At 58.0% G+C, this 21,207-nt stretch carries 22 protein-coding genes; 5 read left to right on the forward strand and 17 right to left on the reverse strand.

Translation table 11 applies throughout. The annotated features are described in order from the left end of the window. Window positions 1-114 precede the first annotated feature (114 nt). Genes ACOVRA_RS05395 through ACOVRA_RS05405 form a run of 3 tightly spaced genes read left to right on the forward strand, consistent with a single transcriptional unit; the run spans window position 115 to window position 2,779 of the window. Complete coding sequence (locus ACOVRA_RS05395) at window positions 115-1,236, forward strand: DNA cytosine methyltransferase (protein ID WP_421719408.1); 1,122 nt, start codon at window positions 115-117, stop codon at window positions 1,234-1,236. A 44-nt stretch (window positions 1,237-1,280) separates the two neighbouring features. Beyond that, on the forward strand, window positions 1,281-2,099 hold the full coding sequence (locus tag ACOVRA_RS05400) for a CPBP family intramembrane glutamic endopeptidase (RefSeq protein WP_421719409.1): 819 nt from the start codon (window positions 1,281-1,283) through the stop codon (window positions 2,097-2,099). A gap of 8 nt (window positions 2,100-2,107) precedes the next feature. Then, window positions 2,108-2,779, forward strand: coding sequence for a class I SAM-dependent methyltransferase (locus ACOVRA_RS05405; RefSeq protein ID WP_421719410.1), 672 nt, complete (start codon window positions 2,108-2,110; stop codon window positions 2,777-2,779). 8 nt (window positions 2,780-2,787) lie between these two features. Here ACOVRA_RS05405 and ACOVRA_RS05410 read toward each other — a convergent pair whose 3' ends face one another. From ACOVRA_RS05410 to ACOVRA_RS05430, 5 genes are all read right to left on the reverse strand, one after another. Next, window positions 2,788-3,441, reverse strand: a complete 654-nt coding sequence (locus ACOVRA_RS05410) for a class I SAM-dependent methyltransferase (protein WP_290802657.1) — start codon at window positions 3,439-3,441, stop codon at window positions 2,788-2,790. Between the two features lie 102 nt (window positions 3,442-3,543). After that, window positions 3,544-4,440: a hypothetical protein gene (locus ACOVRA_RS05415; protein ID WP_421719411.1), complete on the reverse strand. Its 897-nt coding sequence runs from the start codon at window positions 4,438-4,440 to the stop codon at window positions 3,544-3,546. Between the two features lie 18 nt (window positions 4,441-4,458). After that, window positions 4,459-5,925 carry a succinylglutamate-semialdehyde dehydrogenase gene (astD, locus tag ACOVRA_RS05420; protein WP_421719412.1) on the reverse strand — a complete coding sequence of 489 codons (1,467 nt, stop codon included), beginning with the start codon at window positions 5,923-5,925 and terminating at the stop codon, window positions 4,459-4,461. Then, on the reverse strand, window positions 5,918-6,940 hold the full coding sequence (locus ACOVRA_RS05425; protein WP_421719413.1) for an arginine N-succinyltransferase: 1,023 nt from the start codon (window positions 6,938-6,940) through the stop codon (window positions 5,918-5,920). Before ACOVRA_RS05425 ends, astD begins: the two co-directional genes overlap by 8 nt. Beyond that, window positions 6,931-8,214: a hydrolase gene (locus ACOVRA_RS05430; RefSeq protein WP_421719414.1), complete on the reverse strand. Its 1,284-nt coding sequence runs from the start codon at window positions 8,212-8,214 to the stop codon at window positions 6,931-6,933. Before ACOVRA_RS05430 ends, ACOVRA_RS05425 begins: the two co-directional genes overlap by 10 nt. A 188-nt stretch (window positions 8,215-8,402) precedes the next feature. On the opposite strand from ACOVRA_RS05430, the gene ACOVRA_RS05435 reads away from it, so the two are divergent. Next, the gene (locus ACOVRA_RS05435) at window positions 8,403-9,449 is read left to right on the forward strand and encodes a Leu/Phe/Val dehydrogenase (RefSeq protein ID WP_421719415.1); all 1,047 of its coding nucleotides are present in this window, start codon (window positions 8,403-8,405) and stop codon (window positions 9,447-9,449) included. Here the strand turns inward: ACOVRA_RS05435 and ACOVRA_RS05440 are convergent. Beyond that, window positions 9,433-10,287, reverse strand: coding sequence for a sterol desaturase family protein (locus ACOVRA_RS05440; protein WP_421719416.1), 855 nt, complete (start codon window positions 10,285-10,287; stop codon window positions 9,433-9,435). The two genes, ACOVRA_RS05435 and ACOVRA_RS05440, sit on opposite strands and share 17 nt — an antisense overlap. A gap of 87 nt (window positions 10,288-10,374) precedes the next feature. Between ACOVRA_RS05440 and ACOVRA_RS05445 the strand changes: the two genes are divergently transcribed. Beyond that, window positions 10,375-10,704 carry a Rieske (2Fe-2S) protein gene (locus ACOVRA_RS05445; protein ID WP_421719417.1) on the forward strand — a complete coding sequence of 110 codons (330 nt, stop codon included), beginning with the start codon at window positions 10,375-10,377 and terminating at the stop codon, window positions 10,702-10,704. Here ACOVRA_RS05445 and ACOVRA_RS05450 read toward each other — a convergent pair. The 11 genes from ACOVRA_RS05450 to ihfB all read right to left on the reverse strand — a co-directional run bounded on the left by ACOVRA_RS05450 (window position 10,701) and on the right by ihfB (window position 21,199). Further along, on the reverse strand, window positions 10,701-11,741 hold the full coding sequence (locus ACOVRA_RS05450) for a C13 family peptidase (RefSeq protein ID WP_421719418.1): 1,041 nt from the start codon (window positions 11,739-11,741) through the stop codon (window positions 10,701-10,703). The genes ACOVRA_RS05445 and ACOVRA_RS05450 overlap by 4 nt on opposite strands. A 72-nt stretch (window positions 11,742-11,813) precedes the next feature. Next, window positions 11,814-12,992 (reverse strand): thiolase family protein, encoded by a 1,179-nt coding sequence (locus tag ACOVRA_RS05455; RefSeq protein ID WP_421719419.1) that lies wholly within the window; start codon window positions 12,990-12,992, stop codon window positions 11,814-11,816. A gap of 31 nt (window positions 12,993-13,023) precedes the next feature. Next, window positions 13,024-14,451 (reverse strand): aldehyde dehydrogenase family protein, encoded by a 1,428-nt coding sequence (locus tag ACOVRA_RS05460; protein WP_421719420.1) that lies wholly within the window; start codon window positions 14,449-14,451, stop codon window positions 13,024-13,026. Continuing rightward, window positions 14,448-16,031: an FAD-binding oxidoreductase gene (locus tag ACOVRA_RS05465; protein WP_421719421.1), complete on the reverse strand. Its 1,584-nt coding sequence runs from the start codon at window positions 16,029-16,031 to the stop codon at window positions 14,448-14,450. The genes ACOVRA_RS05460 and ACOVRA_RS05465 overlap by 4 nt, the downstream gene beginning before the upstream one ends. 12 nt (window positions 16,032-16,043) lie before the next feature. Next, a complete protein-coding gene (locus tag ACOVRA_RS05470) occupies window positions 16,044-16,700 on the reverse strand; it encodes a hypothetical protein (protein WP_298227074.1) in 657 nt (218 codons plus the stop codon). Window positions 16,701-16,765: 65 nt separating this feature from the next. Beyond that, window positions 16,766-17,608 (reverse strand): acetyl-CoA carboxylase, carboxyltransferase subunit beta, encoded by an 843-nt coding sequence (gene accD, locus ACOVRA_RS05475; protein WP_290802622.1) that lies wholly within the window; start codon window positions 17,606-17,608, stop codon window positions 16,766-16,768. A gap of 11 nt (window positions 17,609-17,619) precedes the next feature. Next, complete coding sequence (gene trpA / locus ACOVRA_RS05480; RefSeq protein ID WP_421719422.1) at window positions 17,620-18,435, reverse strand: tryptophan synthase subunit alpha; 816 nt, start codon at window positions 18,433-18,435, stop codon at window positions 17,620-17,622. Next, window positions 18,435-19,646: a tryptophan synthase subunit beta gene (gene trpB, locus ACOVRA_RS05485; RefSeq protein WP_290802616.1), complete on the reverse strand. Its 1,212-nt coding sequence runs from the start codon at window positions 19,644-19,646 to the stop codon at window positions 18,435-18,437. The genes trpA and trpB overlap by 1 nt, the downstream gene beginning before the upstream one ends. 19 nt (window positions 19,647-19,665) lie before the next feature. After that, window positions 19,666-20,304, reverse strand: a complete 639-nt coding sequence (locus ACOVRA_RS05490) for a phosphoribosylanthranilate isomerase (RefSeq protein ID WP_421719423.1) — start codon at window positions 20,302-20,304, stop codon at window positions 19,666-19,668. 66 nt (window positions 20,305-20,370) lie between these two features. Then, on the reverse strand, window positions 20,371-20,775 hold the full coding sequence (gene mscL, locus ACOVRA_RS05495) for a large-conductance mechanosensitive channel protein MscL (protein ID WP_290802610.1): 405 nt from the start codon (window positions 20,773-20,775) through the stop codon (window positions 20,371-20,373). Window positions 20,776-20,902: 127 nt separating this feature from the next. Further along, on the reverse strand, window positions 20,903-21,199 hold the full coding sequence (gene ihfB / locus ACOVRA_RS05500; RefSeq protein ID WP_290802608.1) for an integration host factor subunit beta: 297 nt from the start codon (window positions 21,197-21,199) through the stop codon (window positions 20,903-20,905). Window positions 21,200-21,207: the final 8 nt, after the last annotated feature.

Consider the following 21,207-nt stretch of genomic DNA (forward strand, 5'->3'; position numbering starts at 1 on the left):
GCGTCTGTGTCGGGGATGGAAAGCCCTAATTTCGCAGTGACGCTGGGGCAGGAAGCAGAAATTGAGATCAAATCATGTTGAGATCGGGCAAAGCCTTCATGGAAAGAGCCGTCCTTGCCCCCTCACGATCAGCCCATTGCGCTTGAATTCTTCGCCGGGGGTGGGCTCGCTCGGCTTGGCCTAAGTGCGCGATTTGACGTGGCTTGGGCAAATGATTTGGATGCGATGAAGTGTAAGGCTTGGCGGGATAATTTCGGGGCTGACGGTCTGGTTGAAGGCGATGTGGCCAATATTCAGGTTGATGATCTCCCGCCGCGCCCCGCCTTGGCCTGGGCCAGCTTTCCGTGTCAGGACCTGTCACTCGCGGGGGATCGGGCCGGATTGACGGGCGGCCGATCGGGGACGCTCTTTGCCTTTATGGCGCGACTAGCCGAATTGCGCGATCGCGGTGATCCGCCCGAAGTGGTGGTGCTAGAGAATGTTAAAGGCTTGTTGAGCTCGCACGGCGGGCGAGACTTGGTCGCCATTTTCAGTTCTTTGAGCGGTCTCGGCTATGTCGCGGGATGCCTTGAGATGGACGCAGCTTGGTTCCTGCCACAATCACGATCCCGAATTTTCATCATTGCCGTTCGCCAGAACCTAGAAATCCCGACCGCGCTCCTGTCCCATCATGACCGGCCCTGCGTCTTCCAAACACCAGCCATTTTGAAAGCCCAAGCGGCTCTGCCAAATGCATTGAAGTGGTTTGTGCCGTCACCTCCCAAGCCATCAGTCAGTTTACCCGATATTCTCGACCCGACTGACACGAGTTGGTGGGAAGCAGACAAGCTCACCATCTTCCAGCAGCAATTAAGCGATAAGCATCGTGGACGCTTGGATGCGCTTTTAGGAACGCCTGGCCGCCATATCGGCACCATGTATCGCAGGATCCGTCGGGAAGATGGTCTAAAGCAGCAGCGGGCCGAAATCCGCTTTGACGGAAAAGTCGGCTGCTTGCGCACCCCAGCGGGTGGCTCGTCTCGCCAATTCTGGCTGGTGGTAGAGGGTGGAAACCTTAAAATACGCCCCATAAACCCGCGCGAGGCCATGCGGCTGATGGGTGTACCCGATAGCTATCAGTTGCCAAAGGGAACCTTAGCAGGTCTGAAGGTTGCCGGCGACGGCGTTGCCGTGCCTGTCGTCTCTTGGTTGAGCGAGCAACTCTTGGCACCCTTGGTGGCCTGTTCCCGATCCTGATCATCTGCTTGCCTTTAGGTGAAGGCGCGCCTTAGAGAGAAGCGATGACTGACCCCGCCTCTCCTCAGAAATCCAGCATGATCAAGCGCACGCTTTTGGTGTTGCTGGCAACGGGTGTGGCGGTGGTCGTAGCCTTTAGCGCGGGCGAATTTTCGCACCTTTTATCGTTCTGGATCACCGAAGCTGGTGCCCCAGACTTCTTCCGAGAGCCACTCAATTTGGCGCTTGGCTTGGCGGGGCTTTTCCTCTGGCGACAACTGAGCCGACTGCCAGAGCAAACACCGCCCTTATGGGGGTCGCCTGCTATTGGGCTCTGCTTGGGCTGGTTAGTCGGATGTGCTTTGCCGGGGCTGGCTCTAATAGGTCTTGTGATCTTGCAGGCGGGCGCATTCGAAGCCCGTGCATTTGCCTTGGCCGCCCTCATCATCCCCATACCCTTTATCCTCATCCATGCCTTGGCCGAAGAAGTCGTGGTTCGAGGTATTGCCCAACGCGGCGGACATGCAGCTTTTGGCCCATTAGCAGGCATTGTCGTTGCGGCCTTGACCTTCTGTGTCTTGCAGACCCTTCAAGGCTACAACTCGATCTGGCATATCGCCAATTCCGCCCTCTTTGGAGCGGCACTCGGGTTTCTCGCCCTTGGTCGTGGGGGCATCTGGGCAGCGATTGCTGGCCACGCTGGCTGGACTTGGCTAGAGACCTGTTGGATTGGGGATGCCGTTCGGTTTCAAAAGGACAACAGCTTCTGGGCTGGGGTAGGCCCCGATTCTTACGGCTCGCCCATCTTTACCTTGGTTTTAATCCTGATTTTAGCCCTGCTCAGCGTCCGTTGGGCTTTGCAAGCCGCCAAAGAAAAGCGATAAGAGCAGATATGTCGTCATCATTCACCTTAAGCGCCCCGATCATCAACTATCTGGCCGAGGTCAACCAAGCGGAGCATCCCGCCTTAACGGCCTGCCGGACCGAAACGGCCAGCCACCCTAAAGCCATGATGCAAATCAGCGCCGAACAAGGTGCCTTTATGAGCTTTCTGATCCGTCAGTTGGATGCGCGATTAGCTGTCGAGGTAGGTGTTTTCACAGGCTATTCGGCTTTGGTGACCGCCCTTGCCTTGCGTCAGAATGCAGGGCCAGGCGGCAAACTCTTCGCGCTCGACATCTCTGAGGAATTCACCGATTTGGCCAAAACCTATTGGCATCAAGCCGGTGTTGAAAGCACGATCGACCTGCGCATCGCGCCCGCTGGCGACAGCCTTACCGCTTTGGCCAATGAAGGCTATGCGGGCAAGATCGACTTTATGTTTGTCGACGCCGATAAGCCCGGATACCTCGATTATTACGAAAAGGGCCTGACGCTTCTGCGCACAGGCGGGGTTATGCTGTTTGATAATGTGCTGTGGAGCGGCGCCGTCGCTGACCCTAGCGATCAGAGCATCGAGACTGTAGCCCTGCGGGAGCTCGCCGCACACGCAAAAGAAGATCCTCGCGTGCGCGCAGTCATGGTTGCCATTGGCGATGGTCTCTTGCTGGTGACGAAGGCCTAAAGCTTCGATCAGCTTCGGTCGTTCGCGGCTGTCACTTCCATCGGATCAACCAGCATTTGAACGCTTGTGATGAACTTACGCCAAGCTTGTGGCAACCAACTGCGCGCGACCACAGTCGGTTGTTGCCGCCAGTCGCGGGCGACAAATGGGGCAATCTTGGTAACAATGGCTGTCCGCCCGTGCAGGACTTTATTCACGCGCCAACCTGGTTCACGCCGCAAAACATCTAATAGAATTTTGCCAGTCCAAAGGTCGACATCGTCGATCAACATTTTGCCGCCTACCTTCAAGCGCGGGGCCATATAAAGCCAATCGACGCCGGGCAGCGGAAAGCCGTGACTGCCATCAATGATCGCCACATCCAAATCTTCATGGCCTTTTAAGTGGGGCAGAATGTCTTGGCTGAAGCCGTGATGAAAGCGCACCAAACTCAGATCAAGGCCGCGTTGATCGGCGACCCGCTGGATGGAGGCGATTTCATCGGCAGATGGCGTGATGGCTTCATGGATACAACCGGCCTGCAAGCAAGCCAAAGTGGACTGACCGCAGCCTGTTTCCAGCGTGTGCATACCCGGGCGCAAGTGCAATTGAAGCCACGTCAACGCGAGATTGCCAGTTTCCCACTGAAACCGCTCGCCTGTCCGACCTTTGGATTGATCCATGTTTGCGTCCGTCCCACACACACGAGCAGGCCGTCCCAATGTGGGAGGCCACGCCGTCTCTCGCAGAAACAAGCAAGTTTCAAACCAATTGTGTGAAAAGCTCTATCGGGCGACCCAAATTGCGCCCTGACGGACCAAAACCCGACCAGACAGCCTGCCCGAATTGTCGGCACCAGTGGCCGCAATGGTCGCGAGACGCGTCATGTCTCGGGCGCGGTCGGCGCGTCCGACTACCAAGGTATCGCGGGTGGGCACAGCAACTGCTAAAGGGCCACCCAATTGCTTCTGGATTGTGGTCCAGACTTGGTCGAGGGCCAAAAGGCTGGTTGCATAAGGCTGGTCTGGGTCGGCTTCCAACAAGCCGTCATTGACGGTCCATTTGACGCCGGTCAATTCTTTCAACGTATTGGCCCGAGCGCGGTCAAACGCTTGGGTTGCGCCTAATTGTAAATCGTTCAGCCGACCAATTGGCATGAGGGCAATCGTCGTTGGCGTGTCGCCCACGAGAACCTCTTCGAGGCCTTCAGAAAATGGGCGGCGGACCACCGAATTGCGCTGACCAAGAACAGCTGTTTGCACTTCAAACGTATTGATCGCCTCGGTCGTGCGGATCACGACGCGCAATTGCTCGAGCTTGAATGGGTCCTGCCGCTCGAGAAGGTTGCGGACATTGCTTTCAAAACGGCTATATTCCGCCTCTGGATTGGCGTCCGCTAGATTGACGCGTGCCTGTAACGTATCGAGGCGGACGCTGACTTCTGAATGGGTGACAACCCGCAGACTATTGACCTGCCCATCCATGCGCTCGACCCCGCGCACGCCCGGCAAAGCCGACAGGCGACGCGCCATCTCTTGACTGACTTCCTCCATCGAAATGCGCTCAACAAGCGATACCGCCGATCCGGCCGGGGTAGATTCGGAGGCGGTCTGGGCTGCGGCAGGTCCTGCCACCGCCAAGAAAGCCCAAGCGCAGGCAGCCAGTATAGTATGCGAAGTCATGATAATTGTCCGTTTCAGTTAAAGGCCGGGAGCGCTGAGACGTTCTGCCCGGTCCGCTTCCTGCTTAGCGACGGGGAAGGCGCAATAGTCAGCTGCGTAATAGGCACTGGGGCGGCCGTCGCCTGAAAGACCCGGTCCGCCAAACGGTAAAGCGGAAGACGCGCCAGTCGTGGGTCGGTTCCAATTGATCAGACCCGCACGCAGATTAAGCGTCGCTTGCTCCCACAAGGCGGCATCATCACTGACCAGTCCGGACGAGAGACCAAAGCGCGTGGCGTTGGCCCGCTCTATTGCTTGTTCAAACGTCTTCACCCGGAACACCTGCGCGAAGGGGGCGAACAATTCTTCATCCTCAGCCTCTTGGGCGTGGGTCATATCGATCATGCCCGGACGCACAAAGGCTGGGCCTTCAACCCCAATTTGGGCCTTAACGAGAGACTTGCCGCCCAAGGCTTGCAACTCAGCTTCAAAATGGCCAACGCGTGTTGCTTGCCCGGCGTGAATAACCGGCCCCATAAAGGGTGCTGTCTCGGCATTCCACGGTGCCAACACCATACGCTCGATGCGGGCCTGTGTGGCTTCCAACACCTGATCGCCAAAGCGGCCTTCCGGCAGGATCAAGCGGCGCGCACACGAACAGCGTTGACCGCTGGTGATGAAAGCAGAATGGACGATGAGGTCTGCTGCGGCCTCAATCTCAGCCGGATCCCAAATGATCAGCGGGTTGTTGCCGCCCATTTCAAGGGCGAGAATAACTTCAGGGCGACCGCCAAACATGCGGTGGATGGCTGTGCCTGTGGTGGCAGAGCCGGTAAACAAGACGCCATCGATCCCTGAAGCGGCTAACAGGGCGGCACCCGTATCGCGCGCGCCCATGACGACATTGAGGACGCCAGCGGGCAGACCCGCTTCTTCAAACGCTTCCACCATCAAGACCGCAACTGATGGTGCTAGCTCTGAGGGCTTAAACACGACCGTATTACCAGCCAAAAGCGCTGGCACAATGTGGCCATTGGGCAAATGGCCAGGGAAGTTGAATGGGCCAAGCACCGCCATCACGCCCCAAGGGCGGTGGTCCAACGCGGTGCGGCCAAAGGCTGCTGCTTCGCTCTTAACCCCAGTCCGCTCCTCATAGGCGCGCACGGAGATCGCGATCTTGCCAACCATGGCGCTGACTTCGGCGGTCGATTCCCATAATGCTTTGCCCATATCACGCGAGATGGCTTCGGCGATGGCAGGGCCTCTTGCTTGCAGCGCGCGGCTGTAGGCTTCAAGGATTGTGATGCGTTCGGCACGCGACGTCTTGGCCCAAGCCGGGAAAGCGGCACGGGCTGCTGCCACGGCTTGTTCCACTTGAGCGCCTGTGGCGGCATGGGCGGCAAACACCACTTCTTCGCTAGCGGGATCGATCGAGGTGAAATGAGGGCCAAGCCCGGCTTGCCAAGACCCGTTGAGATACAGACCACCGTGAGACTGGTTAGACATCAAAACTCCGCACGCGGCCGATCTGGCCGTCTTCCATTTCTAAAGCTTCCAAAACCTGCGGGGCCACAATGACCGCGTCAGGCGTGATCCGGGCTGGCACCAAGGTGCAGCGAAATCCGTCCACCCGGTCGTTTGACAACATCGCCCGTTCTTCGCCATGGGCGTCACCGGCCACGAATGGCAAAGCAAGGGAGTCGCGCACCGTGCGTGTATCTTCGATACGTGTGGCCAAAAGTGGGCCGCCGTCAAAGATATCAATCACCCCTTCAAAGCGCAGTCCTTCGCGCTCTAACAAACGCCGCGCCGGAGCGCCATCAGGATGGGTTTCGCCAATTGCGCCGCGCGCACTATCGGGGAGAAGGTCGACATAAATCGCATGCTTGGGCGACAGATCGATGATGAATTGATTATCGCTGGTGGCCGATAAATTATCCGCCTCATCAAAGTCCATACGATAAAAGGGACGGCCCACCACTTCCCAGAAAGGGGAGCGCCCATCCAAATGTACCACACCGCGCAGCTCACTCACCACCGTGCCGTGAAAGCGGGTTGGCGAACTGGCCATCAACATAAAGCGCGACAGGCTCAACAATTTACCCGCGCCATCTCCGCGCCGCTCTGGCTCGAGGAACAAGGTGCCAACTTCGGTACAGCCGGTATAGTCATTGACCATGGTCAAAGCCCGCATCTCAAAGCGGCGGTTGGCAGCCTTAGAAGCTTGTCCATAGGTGACGATGCGATAATTGAAGAAGGGCACGTCGCGGCCAATATTGGTCTTTACCGCCGCACAGCCAAAAGGCTTTCCGCCCTTCGCGCTTTCGATCATCAACAGATAGATTCCGCCATCCCCATCCGGTTTTGGGGCATCTGACGAGAAGGTGGCGAGGCTTTTCTCTAGCCGCTTCGCCAACAGGGCCTCGTCTTCCGGCAGGCTGGTAAAGCCCGGGCCAGATCGGCGGGCAAAGCCCATAAAGGCGTCAAAATCATCTGGCCGCGCGGGGCGTACTACGAGCATGGATTTGTTCCCAATTCCTGTGCCAGCAAGCGACGTGGGGCTTTGGCATCCAATTGCTGGGTGGCATAGCCTACCAAAATAGCCAAAGACAGCCTGATGCGCTCTGGAAAGCTGTCAAGAATGGCAAATTCCTGATCAGAATGGATCAATCCACCGCGCGGTCCCAGCGTGTCAACATTGGCGCAGCCCGACGCGGCGAGATTATTGCCTTCGCACACGCCACCCGTATCCTTATAGACAAGCTCTAGCCCCACCGCTTTGCCAGCGGCAGCAACTTGGGCGAACACCAACTCTTGCGCGGGTGTGCGCGGCTTGGGCGGGCGGCTGAAACCGCCGTGCAGATGGGCATGGATCCCGCCCCCGGACAGATACTGACCGATAAGAGCATCCACTTCACTTTGCGCCCAAGTCGCCGCTTCTGCATCGGGGACGCGCACATTAAAGCGGACCACTGCAAGGTCTGGCACCACATTGTTCGGTCCGCCGCCATCGACCCGACCGGTATTGAACGTCACGCCAAGGGCTTTGCCGTTCAGCGCTTCCAAGCCGGCTACAAAGCGAGCTGCTGCGGCGATCGCGGAGCGACCCTCATGATGGGCGCGCCCGACATGGGCGGCTTTGCCATGCACGGTCAGGGAGAAATTGCCCGAGCCCTTGCGCGCGCCCGACATTGAGCCATCGGCAAGTGCGGGCTCATAGGTCAGACCAACATCGCTGCGGGCACCAATTTCGTGCAGCAAAGCGGCAGAGCCCGGCGAGCCGATTTCTTCATCAGGGCTGAGCAGGACTTCATAGCCAATTTGCGAGGCGCACGGCAGCGTTTCAAACGCCTTCAACGCCTCCAACATCACCCACAAGCCGCCCTTCATATCCGCAACGCCGGGCCCATTGACGACGCCGGGCTCAATCTCGCACACAGTCTGAAAGCTCGATTGCGCTGGGAAGACAGTGTCGTAATGGCCAGTCAGCACCAATTTGATTGGGGCCTCTGGCCGGACAATGACATGCAAGGAATCGCTTAAAGCGTGCTCTGCCTCCTGGCCCTGGGCATTGATGATCGCTTCTGGCTGGAGCGGCCGCCGCACACAGGTGCCAGGCAAGGCCTGAAAGCTTGCTTCGAGCTTTCTTAAAAATGCCTGCAGCCCCTCAAGATTGCGGGAGCCTGTGTTGATGCTGCACCAATCCTCAAGTCTGGCTTTCCAGATCGCGCGATCAGTCACGACAGCATCGAGCGCTTGCTGGGTTTCGCGATCAAAAATCAGATTTGCGATCATCTTGATCTTCCTTCACAAAAATACCGCCGGAAGTGCAGACTAAGGTTGCTTCCAAAATTCAGATGTAGTCGAAAGCCGCGCGCAGCGCCACGCCCCTGCCCCGTTCTATCTGTGTCTCGCCAGAGTTGGTCGACATGGTTTGGGGGCAGACGTGCACAATCCGGCGCACCCAGAGAAGGCGTAAAGCGATGTCAGCAGTGTTCGATCATGTCGAGTTTGACCACCATGAGCAGATTGTTTTTGCCCATGATCATCAAACGGGACTGCGCGCGATTATCGGCATTCACAACACATTTCTGGGTCCTGCAGCCGGTGGCGTCCGCATGGCCAATTATTCGAATATGGACGATGCGCTCACCGATGTGCTGCGGCTATCTCGCGGCATGAGCTATAAGAATGCCCTAGCAGGCCTGAGCTTGGGCGGCGGCAAGGCGGTGCTGATTGGCAACCCTAAGACCGACAAAACACCCCAATTGATGCGGGCTTTAGGCCGTGCGATTGAAGGCCTGTCGGGGCGTTATTTGGCGGCAGAAGATGTCGGCATGACTTTGGCTGACATGGAAGAGATCGCACTTGAGACCAGCCATGTCTTTGGCCGCGATCCAAAAGCAGGCTTTGGCGGTGAGCCCTCACCCATGACGGCGCTCGGCGTGCTGCTCTCCATTAAAACATGTGTGCGACGCTTTATGGGTCGAGATGATCTGCGCGGTGTGCGCGTGGCGGTGCAAGGTGCCGGCGCAGTTGGCGCGGACCTTGCCCGACAATTGGGTCAAGAAGGCGCAGAAGTCATCATCGCAGATATGGACCCTGCCCGTGCCCAAGCGGCGGCTGTTGCAGCGGGTGGGCAGGTCGTCAGCGTCGAGGAGGTTCTTTTCGCCGATGTAGACGTGCTGGCCCCCTGCGCACTCGGTGCCATCCTGAATGATGCGACCATCCCAGCGCTACGCACCAAAATTGTCTGCGGCGCGGCTAACAATCAATTGGCAGAGCCTCGTCACGGCCTAGCGCTTGCAGAGCGCGGGATCCTCTATGGGCCCGATTATGTCGTCAATGCCGGCGGCATCATCAATGTGTCCTATGAGGTTTCAGGCACGTATGACGCGACCAAAGTGGTCGAGCATATTCACCGCATCCCGAAGACGCTTGAGCAAATCTTCGAAGAGGCTGCCGATGAAGGTCTAACGCCAGATGTCGTCGCCGACCGGATGGCGCAGCGCCTTATTGGACGGTCGTAGGCTTAACTGGCGTGGGCTCTGCCTGTTGTGGTTCAGACGGCATGAAGGGATAGAGCCACTGGCCGAGTAAATTGGGTGGCATGTCCCGATCTGTCAGGCCCAAATTCATCGGCTTCACATCCTTTGGCATATAGAAGGTGCCAAACATGTGATCCAAGAAAGAGAAGGTCGCAGCGAAGTTCTTCGACCCACCTTCGTCTGCGCCCGTATGGTGCCAGCGGTGGAAAACCGGGCTTGCGAACACATGACGCAAGGGTCCGAAAGTCCAGTTCAAATTGGCGTGGACCATGGTTGAGTAAAGGACGTTAAACGGTGCCAGCACGGCAACAGCGGCAGGCGGGAAACCCATCCAAAGCGCCACCGCATTGGCAAAAATGCTGTGGAAGATGAGATTAATCGGATGGAAGCGTACCGAATGCAGCCAGTCTAGCGTTTCCGGCGCGTGGTGGATCGCGTGGTACCGCCACAGGCTATTGCTGTGAAACAGACGGTGGGTCCAATAAAGCGAGATGTCTGTGACGATCAAGACGCCGAGGGCCTGCAGCCACAATGGCCAATCCGCCAACCAAGGCGCACCGGTCTTGCTCCATTCAACTGCCGCGTCCATATTACCGCCAAAGAGGACGATGTAGCCACCGCTGATCAAAAGCCCGCCGATCGAGGCATAAGCGGCAGGGCCCAGCATCCAATAGCCAATATCCATCCAGATATCGCGTCGGATCGGACGGGGCGTTGGATCGAGAGGGAAGATACTTTGCAGGAAGCCGAACAGACAGGCACAAATCAAGAGCCAGACGGCCGGATAGACGAAGGGCAAACTCAAAATGTCGTTCAACATGACGCTTCCTCTCGCACGGACCCGATGGCTCCTGTGCCGACAAGGGAAACTCTTAGCCCAGAGACACTTAATCCGCCGTTAGCGTCTTTGCGAAAATCAGACTTGGCAGACGGCCAAATCCTCGGGCTAGACGTCACAGAAGGCCGTGCCCAGCGACGACTAATTGTAATCCGGCGCGGGGATGAAGTCACAGCCTTTGAGAACCGCTGCCCCCATGCGGGTTGGCCTTTAGACACATTTGACGGACGATTTCTCAGCAGTGAGACCGGCGGCCTAATCTGCGCCGCACACATGGCCGTGTTTGATCCCAAGACGGGCGCTTGTTTAGGGGGGCCGGGCCAAGGACGGGGCTTAACGCCTGTGCCGGTTCAGGCAGAAGGCGACAGCTGGTTAATTGGTCCTGCGACGCGTGCTTAGGGCTTGGTTAGAAACGGCGCTGGCTTTACCTTCTCCGGCGGGGGCGGTGGAGCCCCAAAGGCGGGCATGCCCTTTGGCTGCCCCGCCACTTTAGGAACCTTGGCATCGATCTTGTCCATCCAAGCAATGGCTTGCGGGCCAAGGTCAATCTGCGGACTTGATGGATCCAGTCTCGACGCCACTTCCCATTTCGTGATCAAGGAACGGGCCTGTGCAAAGGCATCCGGCAAAGGCACGGGCTGGCGAAGCGCTTGATTCATCAAAGCGTCGCCAAAAAACGTCCAGTCATTCTCGGCCCGACAGCCGAACGAGGGCTTTTCAGCCGATGCCGCCGTCAGGGTAATGGTGGATTCATTCTGCAAAGCCGGCACAAAAATGCCAGAAAAGCAGGCTGACAAGATGACAAGGCGGTTCTTAATGCCGGCTTCATTGAGGAGGGCGGCCAAGCGTGCCGGTGCGATATTGCCACCCGCGCGCTCACCATCGCGGTAATTCAAACCCGTATTCCAATGCCCATGCGTCGTGATGAACAGCGCGAGCACGTCTTCTTGTTTGTTCATGACTTCGGCCACATGGCCTAGCGCTTGGGCCAGATGATCCGGGTTGCCATCTGGCACGACGGGATCGCTCGCAGTTCCATTTGCGCCCTTGCCATTGGCCATGACAATGACACGACCTTCGGCGTCATAGCGGCTCGCAAGCACGCGGGCGGCTTCGGCGGTCTCACGTCCAAACACGCCGTCGCTATCCATACCGACGGCGACCACATAAACGTCGACCACCCCCTTACGCTCTGGCTTCAGGCGCCCCAGCGCGCTGGTCATGGCGCGGGCCTGCCGCAAACTCTCCGACGGGCCATAGGGTTCAGCGACAATGACGCTACCCTTCTGGGCAGCTTCGCGCTCACGCCGCTCTTGTGCCGCGCGCGGATTGGCGGGCTGATAGCCATAGGTCTGAGCAGTCGCGGGTACAGGCAGACTTAAGGGCGGCGCTAAGCACGCAAGCAGGCCCAAGCCCAAACAAAGTCCAAAGCGCATCGGCGACGTCATCGGCAAATATCAGCGCGCAATTGCGCTGCTGTCTAGCCGATGTGCCAGATTTTCGATGATTTAGGTGCGTTGAAGGCAGATGGCGGTGGCTTCACCCCCGCCAATGCACAAGCTGGCCAGCCCACGCTTGGCCCCGCGCGCCTCCATCGCTGCAATCAAAGTCGCAATGATGCGCGACCCAGACGAGCCAATCGGATGACCCAAGGCACATGCCCCGCCATTCACATTCACCTTCTCATGGGGAATGCCCAAATCCTTCATGGCGATCATCGGCACAATAGCGAATGCCTCATTGATCTCGACCAGATCGACATCGGCCATCGACCAGCCAGCCTTGGTCAGAGCCTTTTGCATGGCTTTGACGGGGGCGGTGGTGAAATAGGCGGGCTCGTGCGCGTGGGCGGCACTTGAAACAATTTCGGCCAGGATTTTCAGGCCGCGCGCCTCGGCTTCAGATTTTGCCATCAGGACCAGGGCAGACGCCCCGTCTGAAATCGCGGACGCATTGGCCGCCGTCACCGTACCATCCTTGGTAAAGGCCGGCTTCAAGCTGGGGATTTTGTCTGGCCGGGCTTTAGCAGGCAGCTCGTCGCGGTCGACCACGGTGTCGACCCCGCGCCCACTGACGGTGACGGGTGCGATTTCGCGGGCAAAGGCCCCTGAAGCGGTGGCTGCTTGGGCACGCTTTAACGTCTCCAGCGCATAAGCATCTTGGGCTTCGCGGGTGAATTGATACTCGCCCGCGACTTGATCGGCATAAAAGCCCATTGGCTTGCCTTCATAAGCATCTTCCAAGCCATCCAGCGCCATATGATCAAAGATGCGGTCATGGCCATATTTCATGCCGCCTCGGTGGGTTTTCATCAAATGAGGGGCGTTGGACATGCTCTCCATCCCACCCGCGATGACAATTTTGGCTTCGCCTGCTTTGATCGCATTGGCCGCCATGATTGTGGCCTGCATGCCAGATCCGCACATCTTGTTTAGCGTCGTCGCCTCAACGCTTAAAGGCAGACCCGCTTTCAAGGCCGCTTGCCTGGCGGGGGCTTGGCCTTGGCCCGCCGGCAATACATTGCCCATCAAGATCCAGTCGACATCTTCGCCCGCCACGCCTGCTTCGGCCATCGCGGCCTTGACGGCGACCGCACCCAACTCATTGGCGCTAAAGCTGCTCAACTCCCCCAACAGCCCACCCATGGGCGTGCGGGCCAAACCAACGATGACGACGGGGTCTTGCATGGGGTATTTCCTTCTTTGCTTGGGAGTAGTGTCACGTCTCTTCAGAATAAGCACTCAAAGGCGTCACGTCACCCCTATTGGCGATCAAGGCTTTCCGACGGCAGAAGCGTTGGAAGCCAGCAGGCCCCATGCGAGAGCCTCCAAGGCCGCTGGCTTTAAAGCTCTGCTTTTCCGCTTCATAAAATTGGCTCGTCAAAGCTGCATCATTCAAACTGATGGCACCCGCCTCAATCTGGCGGCCGATGGCTTCGGCCTCTTCTAAGGTGCCAGCGATCACAGCGGCGGATAGACCATACTCGCTATCATTGGCCAGGCCTATTGCCTCTTCGACCGTATCAAAGGCCATCACAGGCATGACAGGTCCAAAGGTTTCCTCGCGCATGAGGGCCATGTCGTGGTCCACATCCACAACCACCGTGGGCGCGATCCAATCACCGCCCAAATGATGTTCCACCACACCCCCGGTCAGAATCTTCGCGCCTTTGGCGACCGCATCGGCCAATTGGGTGGCGATGGTATCGGCCTGTTTGCCAAATATCATCGGCCCAATTTCGCCCACTTGGCGGTCTGGCTGGTTCAAGCGCGCCGCTTTGGCCGCCACCACCAAACGCCCGACAAAATCGTCATAGAATGTGCGCGCCACATAGATGCGCTCAATCGATTGGCAGGCTTGGCCTGTCGACAACACTGATCCGCGTAATGCCGCTGTAACGGCGCGGTCCAGATCAGCTGTCTCGGTGATGATTAGAGGGTCTTTGCCGCCCAGTTCCAAGAAGGATGGGATCAGGCGGCCTGCGGCTTGGACGGCAACCTTCTTGCCGGTGGCGACAGAACCAGTAAAGCAGATGGCGTCCACGGCATTGATCAAGGCCATACCCGTCGCCCCATCCCCCAACACCAGTTGAAGGACACCTTCGAGGGCGGGGACCTCAGCAATTGCGGCGCGCAAGGGCGCAGCAAAACGTGGGGTCACTTCCGACGGTTTGATGATGACACTGCATCCTGCCAATAGGGCGGGGATGGTGTCGATCATCGATAAGGTCAGCGGAAAATTCCATGGGCTGATAACCCCAACCAGCGCATAAGGCACCCATTGCGTCGCATGGGCCATGCGCGGATCAAAGCGCCCATCGGTCCAAGCCGTCGGCAACAGATGCGGCGCTTGAGCGGCCCAACCGCCTAAACTTGCCAAGGCACCTTCAATCTCACGCCGGGCAATCTTGCTCCGCCCCGTATCGTCGGCCAGCGCGGCGTGGATGGGGTCAAAATGGCGGGAAATGGCCGCCTGTAGAGCCAAGAGCGCTTGCGCGCGGCCTTCAAGGCCCAAAGCATTCCAAGCTTTCTGGGCGGCACGAGCCTGTGATGCCAAGGCCTGAACGGCGCTTTCGTCTGCCGCCTCAATCGTAAGATCGACTCGGCCCGTGCGTGGATTTTTAACGTCTAGGTCGCGTGTGCTCATAGGCCCAATACCCCGGGGTTCATGCGATGATCTGGATCAAGGTGGGCCTTAATCGCCTTGAGAAGCGCCCAAGTCACCGACTCACGCGTTTGGGCAAACCGATAGGTGCGGCCGATTTGGAAGTGCGTTGCGCCAAAGCGCTCGAAGATATCGAGGATCTTGCCACGCACTTCATCCACCAAGGCCGCATTGTCGGCATTGGCCGGGAGCTTTGGCACCTTCGCCAAGTAAGAAGGCTCCAGCGTTGTCTCGTGAATGCCATAGCGGGCGTCGGGCCAGAAGAAGACAGGCTCAATCAAGAAGCCAGTGGTGCTAATTGTCGTGACCAGATAACCACTCGTCATGCCCCGCGCCTCAAAGTCCTGACCATAGGCGGCAAATAAGTCATCCAGCGCCTGCCAGCAGGCCTCTCCCTGTGACAGCGGCACAATGCCATGGATGGGCACCCAGCGCTCGCCGTCTGGACCCAGAATATTGTTGAGCGGCGTAAAGGGTGCTGCGCGCATCGCCTTGGGAATGGTGTTTTCAATTTCCCGACCCCTTTGACCCTTGATCAGGTCGCGCAAAGTTCGAGCCGATTCTTCGACTTGGGCTTGAGACGCCCCCTCGGTGATGACGTGCAACGTATAGCCCGCATCATCCATGAAGCCGCGCCCGGCCAAGGCCATTTTGGCACCCTGCTTGACCCCTTCAAACATGTTTTTCTGCGCACCAATGACCGCTGCCAGGGTCTTGACGTCCTGCAACAGACTGGCGCGCCGCATGCGGATTTTGGCGAGATTGGGATCAAAGGCGCAGACTTCACTGGCCAGATTGGTACGGGCGAGCGCGGCTGTCGCGCGCGCAGTTGTGACCAGATCTGGCATCGCAAAGCTTAAGTGCGCCTCATGCGATGGGGCCGGGATCAGGCGCAAGGTGATCTCCGCTTTGATCCCCAGAGCACCACAATCCCCACAAAAGAGGCCCGTGAGGTCCGGTCCATAATGTTTAAAGAAGGGGCTGCCGCCCGTGGTCCCCGCGCTGCCGGTCCGCAAGATGCTGCCATCAGCCAGCACTACCGTGATGCACGTGACGCTTTCCGACGTCGTGCCCCAAATGCCAGCGCCAAAAAAGGCATTCAATTGTGACAGACCGCCGCCAATGGTAGAGCTTATGCCAGACAAAGGCCCCCAGAACGGGGTGCGTAGGCCATGCGGGGCAACAGCTGCCTGCAGAGCGGCCCAAGTCGCACCCGCTTGTAGCGTCACCAGCATGTCTTCGGGACTGACCGAGATGATCTGATCCATCCGCCGCATGTCGATGACGACGGCTCCGGCCTGATCGGTGACAAAGCCTGACGTATAGCTCATGCCGCCACCACGCGGCACGATGATGGCCCCTGCTTGATGAGCTGCCTCTAAAACTTGCGCTAATTCTTCAGTGGTGGCGGGCGCGACGACCAAGCCTGCCACACCGCCTTGGCTGAAAACATCCTCGCTCATGGCCCTGCGGGTATCTTCGTCGCGCGCGACATAATCTGCCCCAATCAGCTGAGCCAGACGGTCGGCCAGAGCCAGGTGGATGGGAGCAGGTTCAGCCATGATCAGGATCCTTTAAAGCGGTTTAGCTAAGCCCAAAAAGGCGGCGGCCAGCAAGAGTAGCCAAATCGTGACGACCAGTGGGCGGCTCTCATCCAAGGCCCGGGCGATCTCTGTATCGACTTCCGCGCTAGCCCCTTCTTGCACCAGACGGCCAAACGCTGGGCCAAAACGAACTAAGGCGCGGCGGATCAACAATCCGCAGAGGATGGTCGCGGCAAGGATCGCGCATTTGATCTTCAAGAATAGAGGCAAACCCGGTGCATTAGGCCAAAGATCGAGCGCCAGCACGGCTAAGGCCGCGATGACAGTCCAACGAATGAAAAGGTCCGCTCGGCGCGCACTGGAGGTCGGGCCTAAATGACGGACATGCAGCACCCAAGCGAGCGTAAGCCAAATCAAGCCAGCCATCCAAATCAGCGCAAGGCTGACAGGCCCCAACACCAGCCACCCCTTCAGCGCCGCCAGGGTCAGGCCCGTTGGCAAGGTCAGGATCATCGCCGTCCGCGGTGCCATATCGACTTGCGCGAGAACTTGCGCGGCCGCGATGCGCGCTGCCGACGATTGCTTGGCATTGGTCAAAATGGTCGAGCTGTAAAACACGCCCAAATCTCCGCCCAACCAATAGACGAAGACGAGAAGATGTAAGAGCGTGAAAAGGGCTAGGTCCACTTCGGCGTTGATCCATTCAAATGATATATTTCTATATCAATTAATCGGATCCAACTGCAAGCCGATTAAGCCCGCAACAAACCCAAAATGCGTGCCAGAGTGGCTTTAAGTTCGCGGCGATCCACCACGATGTCGACCATGCCATGTTCCAACAAATATTCAGAGCGTTGGAAGCCCGGCGGCAGTTTCTGGCGAATGGTTTGCTCAATCACGCGCTGGCCGGCAAAGCCGATCAAGGCACCTGGCTCTGCGATGTGAATATCGCCGAGCATCGCATAGCTGGCCGTGACGCCGCCGGTGGTGGGGTCTGTCAGCACGACGATATAGGGCAGACCTGCACGGCGCAGGGCATCAATGGCCAAAGTCGTGCGTGGCATTTGCATCAGGGACAAAATCCCTTCTTGCATGCGCGCACCACCTGCAGCCGTAAAGCAGATCAACGGACATTTGCGCTCTAGCGCTTCTTCGGCTGCCTTGATGAAGGACTCGCCTGCGGCCATGCCGAGTGAGCCTCCCATGAAGTTAAAGTCCTGCACCAAGGCCACGGCATGACTGCCGCCGACTTTGCCATAGCCAATCGCCATCGCATCATCGCGACCTGTCTTGGCGCGCGCATCTTTCAAGCGATCGACATAGCGCTTGTCGTCTTTGAACTTCAGCGGGTCTTCAACCACTTTCGGCGTGTCGATGGCCAGCCAGCTTTCGCCATCGAACAAATAACGGAAGCGAAGCTCTGGCCCGATCCGCATATGCCGACCCGAAGGCGTGACCCATTGGCTATTTTCTAGATCAACCCGATAGAGCATTTCGCCACTATCGGGGTCCTTGACCCACAAATTGTCGGGCGTTTCCCGCTTTTGCAGAAGCTTATTGATGCCCGGACGGATACGGTCGATCCAGCTGTTCATGCGTGTGGCTCCTAGCGGGCTTGCGCAATGGCTTGCGACAAGGACTGACAAAAGGCGGCGGCGGCTTGCGCAACGTCACCACCAGTTTCATGTGCGCTGGCAATCACGTCAACTAGCGCTGAGCCAACCACCACGCCATCGGCGATTTTTGCGGTGCGGGCGGCAGCTTCTGGCGTCTTGATGCCAAAGCCGACGGCAACAGGTAGGCCTGAGGCCTCACGCACGGCGGCGACGGCTTCGGCGATATCTGCCGTCTCAATCGCCTTATCGCCAGTGATGCCGGCCACGGAAACATAATAGACAAAGCCGCTGACGCCCGCGACGACTGCAGGCAAGCGCTTGGCGTCCGTGGTGGGTGTGGCGAGACGGATCAAAGCCAGATCGCTGGCCTGCATCGCGGCGCGCAACTCGGCATCTTCTTCAGGTGGGGCGTCCACAATGATGGCCCCATCAATGCCCACTTCGGCGGCATGACGGGCGAAGGCGTCATAGCCCATGGTCTCAACGGGATTGAGATATCCCATCACGATCAAAGGCGTCTCTGGATGGTTCTTGCGAAACTGCTCAACCAAAGCCATGGTCTTACGCAAAGTCGTGCCATTTTTCAGGGCGCGAATGCCTGCACGCTGAATCGAGGGGCCATCGGCCATCGGATCTGTAAAGGGAAAGCCCAATTCGATCACATCCACGCCTGCTTTCGGCAACGCGTCGAGAATGGCGGCGCAGACCTCTAGGGATGGGTCTCCAGCCATAACATAGGCCACCAAGGCCGCTCGGTTTTCAGCTTTGGCGCACGCAAAAGCGTTAGAAAGGCGTCCGACTGGCATTAGATCTTCGCCCCTAAAGCATTGGCGATGGTGAAAATGTCTTTGTCACCGCGACCACAGAGGTTCATCACCACAATACCACCCTTGCCGACGTCTTTCGCGATCTCGCCCACGCGGGCCAAAGCGTGCGACGGCTCCAAAGCAGGCAATATCCCTTCGAGACGTGCACAAAGCTGGAAAGCTTCGAGGGCTTCATCGTCGGTGGCCGACAAATAGGTGGCCCGGCCCGTATCCTTTAAGAACGCATGCTCGGGCCCGACGCCTGGATAATCGAGGCCTGCCGAGATGGAGTGGGCGTCAATGATCTGGCCATCGTCATTTTGCAAAAGATAGGTACGGTTGCCATGCAAAACGCCGGGACGTCCGCCCGTCAAAGCGGCTGCGTGCTGACCCGTTTCAATGCCATGGCCTGCTGCCTCCACGCCATAAATTTTGACGCTTTCGTCTTCAAGGAAGGGATGGAACAGACCAATGGCATTTGAACCACCGCCAATGCAGGCCACCAAAGCGTCCGGCAGACGGCCTTCGCGTTCCAGCATTTGCTGCTTGGTTTCGCGGCCAATCACGGACTGGAAGTCACGGACCAATTGTGGATAGGGGTGTGGACCAGCAACCGTCCCAATGATGTAGAAGGTGTCCTTCACATTGGTGACCCAGTCGCGCAGGGCTTCATTCATCGCGTCTTTGAGCGTGGCGGTGCCTGCATCCACGGGGCGTACTTCGGCACCCAACAGCTTCATGCGGAACACATTCGGGCTTTGCCGCTCGACATCCGTCGCGCCCATATAGACGATGCAAGGCAGGCCAAAGCGGGCGCAGACAGTAGCCGTAGCCACGCCATGTTGACCCGCACCGGTTTCCGCGATGATGCGCGTTTTGCCCATGCGCATGGCCAAGAAAATCTGGCCCATGCAATTATTGATCTTATGGGCACCGGTATGATTGAGTTCATCACGCTTAAAATAGATTTTCGCGCCGCCGAAATGGTCGGTGAGACGCTCAGCGAAATATAGTGGGCTGGGACGGCCCACATAGTCGCGCAAGAAGACGTCTAAGGTCTCCTGAAAGCTGGGATCGGCCTTAGCATCCTCATAGGCTTGCTGCAGCGCCAAGATATTGGGCATCAGGGTTTCAGCGACAAAGCGACCGCCAAATTGGCCAAAGCGGCCTTGCGCGTCGGGATAGGAACCCCAGGAATTACGTGCGTCCATCTTGTTTAGTGATCCATTCTCAGTCGTTCAAAGCTTGCATGAAGCTGGCGATCCGTGCGCTATCCTTTAAGCCTGGCGCGCGCTCAACGCCAGAGGAGACATCCACCAAAGGTGCACCGGTCTGCCGCACGGCTTCCGCCACATTTTCAGGGTTCAGTCCGCCCGACAGGAACCACGGCACAGGGCTTTGAAAGCCTTGCAAGATTGTCCAATCAAACACATGGCCGAGCCCACCTGGGCGGTCGGCACCCTTGGGCGCCTTAGCGTCGAATAAAAGATAATCGACGATGCCGAGATAGGGCTTGATTTGCTCTAGGTCTTGACGCTCAGAAATACCAAAGGCGCGAATGATGCCGACGCCGCGCGCCTTGATCGCGGCGCAACGCTCTGGGCTCTCTTTGCCCTGCAATTGCAGAAAATCCGGCCCAAGATCAGCCACCACTTGATCGACCAAGGCGTCATCTGGATCAACCACAACCGACACCGTCCGCGCCATGCCAGCGGCCATTTTCGCAAGCGGCTTGGCATCGGCTGGCAGAATATGGCGCGGGCTCTTGGGAAAGGTCACAAAACCAATGAAAGCGGCACCTTGGGCCAAGGCGTCGCCCACGGTTTGGCGGTCAGACAATCCACAAATTTTGGCTTCAGCAAGGCGCATAAATGCTCATGTAGAGCGTTCAGCTACAAAGCAAAAGCACGCACTGCGGCAAATGGGCTTCCGACCTCAGCTTTGCTTTTTCAACAGGTCGCGAATTTCGGCCAAAAGCTCTTCTTGGCTAGGCCCGGCTGGTGCGGCTGGTGCAGGCGCTGGTGCTTTGACCCGATTGTAAGCTTTCACGACCAAGAACAGGACAAAGCCGACAATCACGAAGTTCAAGGTCGCAGCCAACACATCGCCATAGCCGATGGCGACTTCTGCCTTCTTGGCCGCCTCGTCAGCCGCCTGCAGCACGATCTTCATGCCGGCCAGATCAACGCCGCCAGTCAAGAGACCGACGACCGGCATAATCACCTTGTCGACAAAGGCTGCAACAATCTTGCCGAAAGCGGCACCGATGACCACACCAACGGCGAGGTCAATGACATTTCCGCCAGAGATAAAGGCTTTGAATTCATCGGCGATGCTCATGTTGAAATCCTTCTACGCACTATTAGCACGAAGCGGCGCACCCAGCTTGAGGGTCCGCCGCGCTCTGATGAGGGAAAAATCGAAAAGGTGAGCGGGCAAACGCGCCAGGATAGCTGCGCGCCCAAGCTTATTCGCCGGGATCGACGCCACCGTTTAAGCGGGCGCGCAATTCCTTACCCGCTTTAAAGAATGGTGCGTGCTTGGCATCCACGGCCACGCCTTCGCCCGTGCGTGGGTTGCGACCCTGACGTGCCCCGCGGGAACGCACGGAAAATGCTCCGAACCCGCGCAATTCGACGCGGTCGCCTTTTTCCAATGCCTTGGTGATCTCTTCCAGCACGGTATCGACCACACGTTCGACATCCCCATGAAATAGATGCGGATTCTCGGTAGCTAATTTAGCAACAAGTTCAGATCGCAACATATGGGTCT

The sequence above is a fragment of the Aquidulcibacter sp. genome (assembly GCF_049239865.1).
Lineage (GTDB): Bacteria > Pseudomonadota > Alphaproteobacteria > Caulobacterales > Aquidulcibacteraceae > Aquidulcibacter.

Excerpts from the sequence above, each read along its gene's own strand:
- ACOVRA_RS05450 (WP_421719418.1), bottom strand. The coding sequence starts at position 11,741 with ATGCGCTTTGGACTTTGTTTGGGCTTGGGCCTGCTTGCGTGCTTAGCG.
- ACOVRA_RS05460 (WP_421719420.1), bottom strand. The coding sequence starts at position 14,451 with ATGAGCACACGCGACCTAGACGTTAAAAATCCACGCACGGGCCGAGTC.
- ACOVRA_RS05405 (WP_421719410.1), top strand. The coding sequence starts at position 2,108 with ATGTCGTCATCATTCACCTTAAGCGCCCCGATCATCAACTATCTGGCC.
- ihfB (WP_290802608.1), bottom strand. The coding sequence starts at position 21,199 with ATGTTGCGATCTGAACTTGTTGCTAAATTAGCTACCGAGAATCCGCAT.
- ACOVRA_RS05435 (WP_421719415.1), top strand. The coding sequence starts at position 8,403 with ATGTCAGCAGTGTTCGATCATGTCGAGTTTGACCACCATGAGCAGATT.
- accD (WP_290802622.1), bottom strand. The coding sequence starts at position 17,608 with ATGAACAGCTGGATCGACCGTATCCGTCCGGGCATCAATAAGCTTCTG.
- trpA (WP_421719422.1), bottom strand. The coding sequence starts at position 18,435 with ATGCCAGTCGGACGCCTTTCTAACGCTTTTGCGTGCGCCAAAGCTGAA.
- ACOVRA_RS05425 (WP_421719413.1), bottom strand. The coding sequence starts at position 6,940 with ATGCTCGTAGTACGCCCCGCGCGGCCAGATGATTTTGACGCCTTTATG.
- ACOVRA_RS05415 (WP_421719411.1), bottom strand. The coding sequence starts at position 4,440 with ATGACTTCGCATACTATACTGGCTGCCTGCGCTTGGGCTTTCTTGGCG.
- ACOVRA_RS05465 (WP_421719421.1), bottom strand. The coding sequence starts at position 16,031 with ATGGCTGAACCTGCTCCCATCCACCTGGCTCTGGCCGACCGTCTGGCT.
- mscL (WP_290802610.1), bottom strand. The coding sequence starts at position 20,775 with ATGAGCATCGCCGATGAATTCAAAGCCTTTATCTCTGGCGGAAATGTC.
- ACOVRA_RS05490 (WP_421719423.1), bottom strand. The coding sequence starts at position 20,304 with ATGCGCCTTGCTGAAGCCAAAATTTGTGGATTGTCTGACCGCCAAACC.
- ACOVRA_RS05410 (WP_290802657.1), bottom strand. The coding sequence starts at position 3,441 with ATGGATCAATCCAAAGGTCGGACAGGCGAGCGGTTTCAGTGGGAAACT.
- ACOVRA_RS05455 (WP_421719419.1), bottom strand. The coding sequence starts at position 12,992 with ATGCAAGACCCCGTCGTCATCGTTGGTTTGGCCCGCACGCCCATGGGT.
- ACOVRA_RS05400 (WP_421719409.1), top strand. The coding sequence starts at position 1,281 with ATGACTGACCCCGCCTCTCCTCAGAAATCCAGCATGATCAAGCGCACG.
- astD (WP_421719412.1), bottom strand. The coding sequence starts at position 5,925 with ATGTCTAACCAGTCTCACGGTGGTCTGTATCTCAACGGGTCTTGGCAA.
- ACOVRA_RS05430 (WP_421719414.1), bottom strand. The coding sequence starts at position 8,214 with ATGATCGCAAATCTGATTTTTGATCGCGAAACCCAGCAAGCGCTCGAT.
- trpB (WP_290802616.1), bottom strand. The coding sequence starts at position 19,646 with ATGGACGCACGTAATTCCTGGGGTTCCTATCCCGACGCGCAAGGCCGC.
- ACOVRA_RS05440 (WP_421719416.1), bottom strand. The coding sequence starts at position 10,287 with ATGTTGAACGACATTTTGAGTTTGCCCTTCGTCTATCCGGCCGTCTGG.